The organism is Pseudomonadota bacterium, assembly GCA_010028905.1.
In the GTDB taxonomy this organism is placed as follows: domain Bacteria; phylum Vulcanimicrobiota; class Xenobia; order RGZZ01; family RGZZ01; genus RGZZ01.
Window position 1 is genome coordinate 23,887 of the sequence record RGZZ01000014.1, and the last position, 7,224, is coordinate 31,110.

Genomic DNA, 7,224 nt, shown 5'->3' on the forward strand with positions numbered 1-7,224 from the left:
TGCCTCATCGCACTCAGGGCTGCGCCTTCGACGAGAGCCAGTCAACGACGAGGCGCACCCCATACCCCGTCGCACCCGCGGAACGATACGGCTTCTTGCCGCCGTTGGCCATGCCCGCGATGTCGAGATGGCCCCACTTGCACGAATCGGGAACGAACATCTTGAGGAAGGACGCGCCTGCAATCGTTCCCGCTACGCTCATGCCCCCCGCGCGCTCGCCGATGTTCTTCACGTCGGCGACGTCGCTCTTCACCTTCTCGTCGTACTCCGGCCACAGCGGAAGCTCCCACACCCGCTCACCCGTGCGCTCGCCACTGGCGCGCAGGGCGTCAATGATGTCCGGATCATTGCCGAGCACCGCCGCGCACACGTCTCCGAGCGCAACGACGCACGCGCCGGTGAGTGTTGCCAGGTCGACCATCTCGACGGGTCGGAAGCTGCCCGCGTGGTAGAGCGCATCGGCCAGGACCACGCGTCCCTCGGCGTCGGTGTTGAGCACCTCGATGGTCTTGCCGCTGCCCGCACGGACGATGTCACCCGGACGGTAGGCCGTGGGGCCGGGCAGGTTCTCGGCCAGACCCAGCACACCGAGCACATTGACCGCGAGACCGAGATCAGACACGGCCTTCATCACCCCGAGCACGGCGCAGGCGCCGCACTTGTCGAACTTCATGTCTTCCATCGAGCCCGCGGGCTTGATCGAGAGCCCCCCGCTATCGAAGGTGACGCCCTTGCCCACCACCGCGTAGAGGGGCGCATCCGCACCGGCTCCCTTGTAGTGCAGGGTGACGATGCGCGGCGGGTTCGCACTCCCCTGCCCCACCGCGAGGATGGCGTTCATGCCCATCTCCGCGAGGATGCGCTCGTCGAGAACCCCGACCTCCAGGCGGTCGCCTGCCAGGCCCTCGGCAATGCTGGCCACATGCGCGGGCGTAGCAATCTGGGGAGGCTCGTTGGCCACGTCACGACAGAAGTTCACCGCGCCCGCGATGAGCGCGCCCCGCTTCACGGCGTCACGTGCGGAGTCCGGCGCCTGGATGACCACGTCGGCCACGGCCTTGGGCGCATCGTCGCCCACCGACTTGTACTTCGTGAACTGATGCGCGCCCACCATCACGGCCTCGGTGACGCGCTGCGCAAGCAACGCCACGTCATCGCTCTCCGGCAGCAGCAGGCCCACGCGCCGACAGCCCGCATCACGCAGGGCGTTCACACCCACCGCGAACGCGCGGCCGATGCGATCGGCGGTGGCGCGCGCGCGCTTGCCCAGGCCCACCGCAATGAGACGACGTACCGCGGCGCCTTCGCCGTAGGGACGGATCCAGAGCGTGCTGGAGGCCTTCCCCTCGAACTCCTTGCTCTCGAAGGCCGCTGACATCACCCCGCCGAAACGCGCGTCGATCGACGCCCCGGGCCCGGCGAACTCGCCCTCGTGAAAAGGAACGACCCACCCGTCGAGGGCTTCGGCTTCCAGCGACGCTGTGACGATGAACTTCATGAACGACTTCCTCCAGAAGGGTTTCGGCGTGTCTCTGGCGCGACGCGCCCCACGCGGCGGGCGGGATATTCTCGCGGCCGGCTCAGGAATCCTGGAGCCGTCGCTGGGGGTGGCACGGGTCGGCGATGACCCGGTTCTCGGCGTCACGGGCCAGCTTGTGATCGCCGGGCGCGACGGTATAGCGCAAGGCCTCGACAGGCTCACCGCCGACGATGTGGCGCTCGAAGATCGTGTTGGCCTTGGCGACGTCGAGGTCATGATACCAGACCCCTTCGGGGTACACCACCATGAGCGGACCGTGGCCGCACTGGTTGAGGCAGCCGCTCTTGTTGATGCGAACCCGCCCCTTCAGCGAAGGGGTCTCGGCCACACGTCGCTTCAGCGCCTTGTGCACGCCCTCTGCGTCGCCATCGAGGGGACACGCCGATCCGCTGGTACATACGAAGACATGCTTCTCATAGATCTGCAAGGGCTCGACCTCCATGGCGTCTGACTGGGTGACGCGTCGCGGCGCACACTTCGCACGCGGGGCGCGGTCTCCTGTGCGCCGTTCGGTCGTGAAGGGTCAGTCGTGCAGCGTCACGTCGTAGACGTCTTCGCGGTAGGGGGTGAATCCGCGTTTCAGGTAGTTGGGCATGGCCGCCGCGTCGTCGAGGGTGCAGGTGTTCACGAACACCCGCGTCGCCCCCATGGCGAAGGCGCGTCGCGACGCGCACACCAGCAGGTGGACGCCGAGGCCTCTCCCCAGGTGGCCGGGAAGCAAGCCGAAATAGGCGAGCTGCACGGCGTCGCCCTCGCGCGTCAGCTCGAACCAGCCCGCGGGGCCTCCACGCTCGTGCAGCATCCAGATCTCGAGGCCCGACTGCGACAGATGCGCAGTGAGGCGCGCGTCGTCCCACTGGCCGCGATCGACCCAGTGATAGTCTCGACCGGTCTCGCCGTAGAGAAACCGGTACAGCGACGGCGTGCAGCGCTCGACGCGCTCCAGACGCAGATGCGGCGCGTCGTCGAGAGGCGACGACGCCACCCGCGACGCGTCGGTGAGCTCGAGCCAGGTGCGACGCACCGCCACCGTGCGCCCCCCCCGCGAACCCAGAACCAGAAGGCGCCCCTTCTCCAGGGCGATGCGCACCGGCCGCTCGCGCACCACATTGGAGAGCCCGCGGCTGCTGCCCCATTCGAGGGTGGCGTTCTGCAGCGGCCAGGCGACGCCGGACAGGCAGACCCCTGTCACCTGGGGGGTGACGGCCAGCGCGGTCAGGAGGTGGCCCTCGGGCCAGTCGAGCTCGGCTGAACCCTCGACGAGAAGCGCCTCTCCCCTCGCCGAGAGCAGGCGCACCGGGATGGCGCGCGCGGTTCCCATGTGCAGCAGACCGACATTGACCAGCATGTGATCGACGCGTCCGCCAAAGGCCCCCAGAACGACGATCTCGACCGGCTGCACGGCGAATGCGGCCTCGAGAGCCAGCTCGAGATCGCTGGCGTCCTTGTCTTGAGGGTGCTGCCAGCGCAACGTCTCCGCGGGCAGGCGAGCGGCTTCTTCTGGAGCGAGGGAATCCACGTCGCCCACGAGCAGATGGGGCACGATGTCACAGTCACGTGCCAGGCGCGATCCCCCGTTGGCGGCGATGACGAGATCGCTGTCGGTGATGGCGCCGCGCACGAATGCCGCGGGTTCAGGATCACCTCCAGCGAGAACCACGACGCGTCGGCCCTCGCTCATCGGTGGGGGCCAGCCTGCGGGGAACGAGACGCTCATGCGACGTGCGCCCCCCTGCCCTGCCCCATTCGTCTCGCGAGAACCGCCATCACCGCGAGGTCGACCCCGAGCGTGGGGAGCATGTAGGTGGCGTTGTAGATAAGGGAGAAGCGCCACGCCGTCAGGCCCTGCAGGCCCTGGGCCCAGAAGAGCACGCCGCTCCAGACGTGGACCGCGTACTTGCCAGCGATGGCCGTGACAACCCCTGCGAGCGCCCAGACCCGTCCTGGCCGCCGGAAGAGGGGCAGCCCGGCCAGGCCCAGACAGGCCCCGGATACAGGATAGTCGAGCAGCAGCGAGAGCGGGTGCACGGTCACGGGCTGCTGCGGGTAGTGGAGCAGCCCGGCAAGCGCTCCTGCCAGGCAGGCCGGACGCCAGCCCATGGCCAGGGCGAGGGCCAGAACGGGCACGTCGGCAAGCGACACGCGCCCCCCCTGGGGAGCGGTCCACCCCACCATGCCGCAGACGAACGAGAGTGCCGCGCACACCCCCACGAACGCAACGGCTCTCACCCCATCGCGCCGCGTGGGCGCGTTGAAGGACGCGGGAGCAGGGTTGCGCACGGGTTCGACCGCCATCAGAAACCGCGACGGCTGTCGAGCATGATGGTCACGGGTCCCTGGTTGACGATGTGCACTGTCATGTCGGCCTGGAAGATCCCCTCTGCCACGGTGAGACCCTCCCCGCGAAGGCGCTCGCAGAAGGCCACGTAGAGCCTCCGCGCCTCTTCCGGGGCCGCCGCCGAGGCAAACGAGGGTCGACGTCCCTTGCGACAATCGCCATAGAGCGTGAACTGCGAGACCACGAGCACCTCGCCGCCGATCTCACGAACCGACAGGTTCATCTTCCCCTCGGGGTCAGTGAAGACCCGCAGGTTGGCCACCTTGTCGGCGAGATAGCGCACGTCTTCGTCGCTGTCGCCTTCACCAACGCCGAGCAGCACCATTGCGCCGCGCCCGATGCGCCCCACGACAGCACCGTCGACCGTCACCGAAGATTCGAGAACCCGCTGGAAGACGGCGCGCATGTCAGTGGGTCGTCGAGCGATCGACCGACAGCACGCCCTTCAGCCTGCCCAGTCGCTTCATGAGGTCTTCGAGCTGCTGACGATGCACGATGTCGACGCTCAGCTTCACGGTTGCGCGATCCTTGCGGGCCTGCGCGCGACACGAGCGGGTGGGGATCTTCGCCTCGTTGAGCAGCCCCATGATGTCGATGACGAGGCCATCGCGGTTCATGGCGGAGATGTCGAGATCGGCCGCGTAGGTGGGCTGACCGTCGGCCTTCTCCCACTTCACCTCGATGCGCCGCTCCGGGGACTCGACGATCTGGGCCTCGAAGTTGCGACAGCTCACGCGATGCACGATGACCCCGCGCCCCTGGCTGACGAAGCCTCCGATGTCGTCACCCAGGACCGGGCTGCAGCAGCGCGACAGCTTCACCAGCAGGTTCTGCATGCCAGTCACGCTCACGGCCTGCTTCGTCTTTCGCTTGGAGACCGTCGACGTGACCTTCGGCTTGGGCTGAGGGAATCGATCCGGAGCCGCTTCCTTCAGCTTCAGAACCAGCTGGGGAGCCCCTACCTCCGAGTAGCCCACGGCGGCCAGGAGGTCATCGACTGTCATGAAGTTCATGGTGGTGGCAAGCTTGCCGAGGAGGTCGTGATCGCCCGCCACGTTGTCGGCGGCGCGCTGGCGCTTGAGCTCACGCGCGAGCAGGTCCTTGCCGCGGATGATGTTCTCGTCGCGCCGCTCCTTCTTGTACCACGCGCGGATCTTGTTGCGCGCGTGGCTGCTCTGGCACACCCGGAGCCAGTCGAGGGAGGGCGTGCCGTTCTTCGAGGTGATGACGTCGACGATGTCTGCGTTCTGGAGCCGGTAGTCGAGCGCCACCATCTTGGCGTTCACCTTGGCGCCCACGCACCGGTGCCCAACGTCGGTGTGCACGCGATAGGCGAAGTCGAGCGGGGTCGATCCGGCGGGAAGATCGATGACGTCTCCGCGTGGCGTGAACACAAACACCTCGCTGGCGAGGATGTCGAGCTTGAGGTGCTCGGCGTACTCACGCGCGTCCTTCGACTCATCCTGCCAGTCGAGGAGAAGCTTGATCCAGGGGTAGATGTCCTGGGCAAGACTCGTCTGCCCGCCCTTCCCCTGCTTGTAGGCCCAGTGGGCCGAGATGCCGTACTCGTTGATCCGCTGCATCTCCTGGGTGCGTATCTGGATCTCGAGCGGCTGGTTCTTCGGCCCGTAGACCGTGGTGTGAAGCGACTGGTAGCGATTCGACTTGGGCACCGCCACGTAGTCCTTGATGCGATCCTTCAGCGGAGGCCAGAGGGCGTGAACCGCACCGAGAGCGGTGTAGCACTCCTCCTGGGTGTCGACGATGATGCGAAACGCAATGAGGTCCCAGACCTCGTCGAGCTCTTTGCTGCTGCCCCGCATCTTGCGCCAGACGCTGTAGAGATGCTTCGTTCGCCAGCCGATGCGGGCGTGTATGCCGAGCTCTTTGAGCTTGCGCTCGAGCGCGTCGATGACCTCCGGGATGATGAGCTCGCGCTCTGCCCGCACCTTGTCGACCTGCGCGCTGAGGCGTTCGTACTCTTCCGGATGCAGGTAGCGGAACGAGAGATCCTCGAGCTCCGGATACAGGCGCCCCAAGCCGAGGCGCTGTGCAAGCGGAGCAAAGATCTCGAGGGTCTCGGTGGCCCGCGCGCGCTGTCGGGCAGGGCTGACCGCGCCGATGGTGCGCAGGTTGTGCAGCCGATCGGCGAGCTTGATCATGATGACGCGCACATCCTTGGCCACGGCCAGGAAGATGCGACGCAGGTTCTCGACCTGGGCGTCGGTTCGGGCGCGCTCGCGCGAAACCGACTCCGGCAGCGGTGCGTCGGGCGCGGCCCGATCGTCCTTGCCGCCGCGCTCGCTGATGGCGCTGAGCTTCGTGACCCCATCGACGAGATTGGCGATCTCCGGACCAAAGCGATCGGCCAGCTGCTGGCGAGTGGTGCCCGTGTCCTCGATGACGTCGTGCAGAAGGGCCGCCGCAAGCGTGGGCACATCCATGCGGAAGGCGGTGAGAATCGTCGCCACCTCGACCGGATGGAAGATGTAGGGCTCACCGCTCGCCCTGGTCTGGCCGGCGTGGGCTGTGCGAGCCGTGTCGAACGCCGCGCGGAGGAGATCGAGGTCTGCCGCGGGGTTGTGCTCTTTCGCGCGCGCGCAGAGCTCGGAGTAGCGCGCCTCGAGCGCGGTCTCCTGGGGGACGGGGGAAGGTTGGGGAGCGGTGGGAAGGGCGTTGATCTCGTTCATGGAGGTGCGCGACGCTGGCGGATGCCCGTGCCTTCTTGTTGCTGACGCCCTGCTTGCGCTCGATGCCGAACGAAGGCGCGGAGCGAATTATAGCACAGCGCAGCACCAGGCCGCAATTCACCGCAGGACGCGGACACCGTCGCAACAAACCTGTCCCGACATGGCACGAATCTCCGTCCTCGCCGGCCGTGGCCTCACCCTGCGCTGTCCCCACTGCGGCGCCTCCTTCATGAACGGGATCCGCATCCTCCCGTCGTGCCGCCAGTGCGGACTGCGACTCGACCGTGGCGAGGAGGGTCACTTCCTGGGCTCGATGACGGTGAACATGGTGACGTCAGAGGTCGTGGTGCTGGCCTTCATCGTCTGGTCGGTGCTCCGCTCGCTTCCGGAGATGCCCCCACGAAGCCACTTCGTGGCCGCGATGACAGCGGCCGTACTCCTGCCGATCTTGCTCTACCCCATCTCAAAGACCGTGTGGCTCGCCTTCGATCTCGTGTTCCGCCCGCAACGCCCCTCAGACTTCGAGAAGAGGCCGTAGGCCCCGCTCCCCGCTGCCCTGCCGTCTCACGGGAACACGGTGGAGGAGATGCCGGGCAGCCTGCGAAGGTTGCGCCGATGAACCCGGACCCTGAGAACCACGACAGCCCACGCGGACC

Annotated in this window: 7 protein-coding genes; 2 read left to right on the forward strand and 5 right to left on the reverse strand. The window is 67.2% G+C overall.

The genetic code is table 11. From position 1 onward, the window contains the following. Nucleotides 1–13 precede the first annotated feature (13 nt). Nucleotides 14–1,756, reverse strand: coding sequence for a leucyl aminopeptidase (locus tag EB084_02305; GenBank protein ID NDD27083.1), 1,743 nt, complete (start codon nucleotides 1,754–1,756; stop codon nucleotides 14–16). Between EB084_02305 and EB084_02310 the strand changes: the two genes are divergently transcribed. After that, on the forward strand, nucleotides 1,713–1,991 hold the full coding sequence (locus EB084_02310; protein NDD27084.1) for a hypothetical protein: 279 nt from the start codon (nucleotides 1,713–1,715) through the stop codon (nucleotides 1,989–1,991). The genes EB084_02305 and EB084_02310 overlap by 44 nt on opposite strands. Before the next feature lie 72 nt (nucleotides 1,992–2,063). On the opposite strand, the gene EB084_02315 is transcribed toward EB084_02310, so the two are convergent. Genes EB084_02315 through EB084_02330 form a run of 4 tightly spaced genes read right to left on the reverse strand, consistent with a single transcriptional unit; the run spans nucleotide 2,064 to nucleotide 6,568 of the window. Continuing rightward, the gene (locus EB084_02315; GenBank protein ID NDD27085.1) at nucleotides 2,064–3,257 is read right to left on the reverse strand and encodes a thiamine diphosphokinase; all 1,194 of its coding nucleotides are present in this window, start codon (nucleotides 3,255–3,257) and stop codon (nucleotides 2,064–2,066) included. Next, nucleotides 3,254–3,835, reverse strand: coding sequence for an energy-coupled thiamine transporter ThiT (locus tag EB084_02320; GenBank protein ID NDD27086.1), 582 nt, complete (start codon nucleotides 3,833–3,835; stop codon nucleotides 3,254–3,256). Before EB084_02320 ends, EB084_02315 begins: the two co-directional genes overlap by 4 nt. After that, a complete protein-coding gene (locus EB084_02325) occupies nucleotides 3,835–4,284 on the reverse strand; it encodes a D-tyrosyl-tRNA(Tyr) deacylase (protein ID NDD27087.1) in 450 nt (149 codons plus the stop codon). The genes EB084_02320 and EB084_02325 overlap by 1 nt, the downstream gene beginning before the upstream one ends. A gap of 1 nt (nucleotide 4,285) precedes the next feature. Further along, the gene (locus tag EB084_02330) at nucleotides 4,286–6,568 is read right to left on the reverse strand and encodes a bifunctional (p)ppGpp synthetase/guanosine-3',5'-bis(diphosphate) 3'-pyrophosphohydrolase (GenBank protein NDD27088.1); all 2,283 of its coding nucleotides are present in this window, start codon (nucleotides 6,566–6,568) and stop codon (nucleotides 4,286–4,288) included. Here EB084_02330 and EB084_02335 point away from each other — a divergent pair. Then, nucleotides 6,567–7,106: a DUF983 domain-containing protein gene (locus EB084_02335; GenBank protein ID NDD27089.1), complete on the forward strand. Its 540-nt coding sequence runs from the start codon at nucleotides 6,567–6,569 to the stop codon at nucleotides 7,104–7,106. The genes EB084_02330 and EB084_02335 overlap by 2 nt on opposite strands. Nucleotides 7,107–7,224: the final 118 nt, after the last annotated feature.

Excerpts from the sequence above, each read along its gene's own strand:
- EB084_02305 (NDD27083.1), bottom strand. The coding sequence starts at position 1,756 with ATGACCTCGACGTCGCCAAGGCCAACACGATCTTCGAGCGCCACATCG.
- EB084_02315 (NDD27085.1), bottom strand. The coding sequence starts at position 3,257 with ATGAGCGTCTCGTTCCCCGCAGGCTGGCCCCCACCGATGAGCGAGGGC.
- EB084_02320 (NDD27086.1), bottom strand. The coding sequence starts at position 3,835 with ATGGCGGTCGAACCCGTGCGCAACCCTGCTCCCGCGTCCTTCAACGCG.
- EB084_02325 (NDD27087.1), bottom strand. The coding sequence starts at position 4,284 with ATGCGCGCCGTCTTCCAGCGGGTTCTCGAATCTTCGGTGACGGTCGAC.
- EB084_02335 (NDD27089.1), top strand. The coding sequence starts at position 6,567 with ATGGAGGTGCGCGACGCTGGCGGATGCCCGTGCCTTCTTGTTGCTGAC.
- EB084_02330 (NDD27088.1), bottom strand. The coding sequence starts at position 6,568 with ATGAACGAGATCAACGCCCTTCCCACCGCTCCCCAACCTTCCCCCGTC.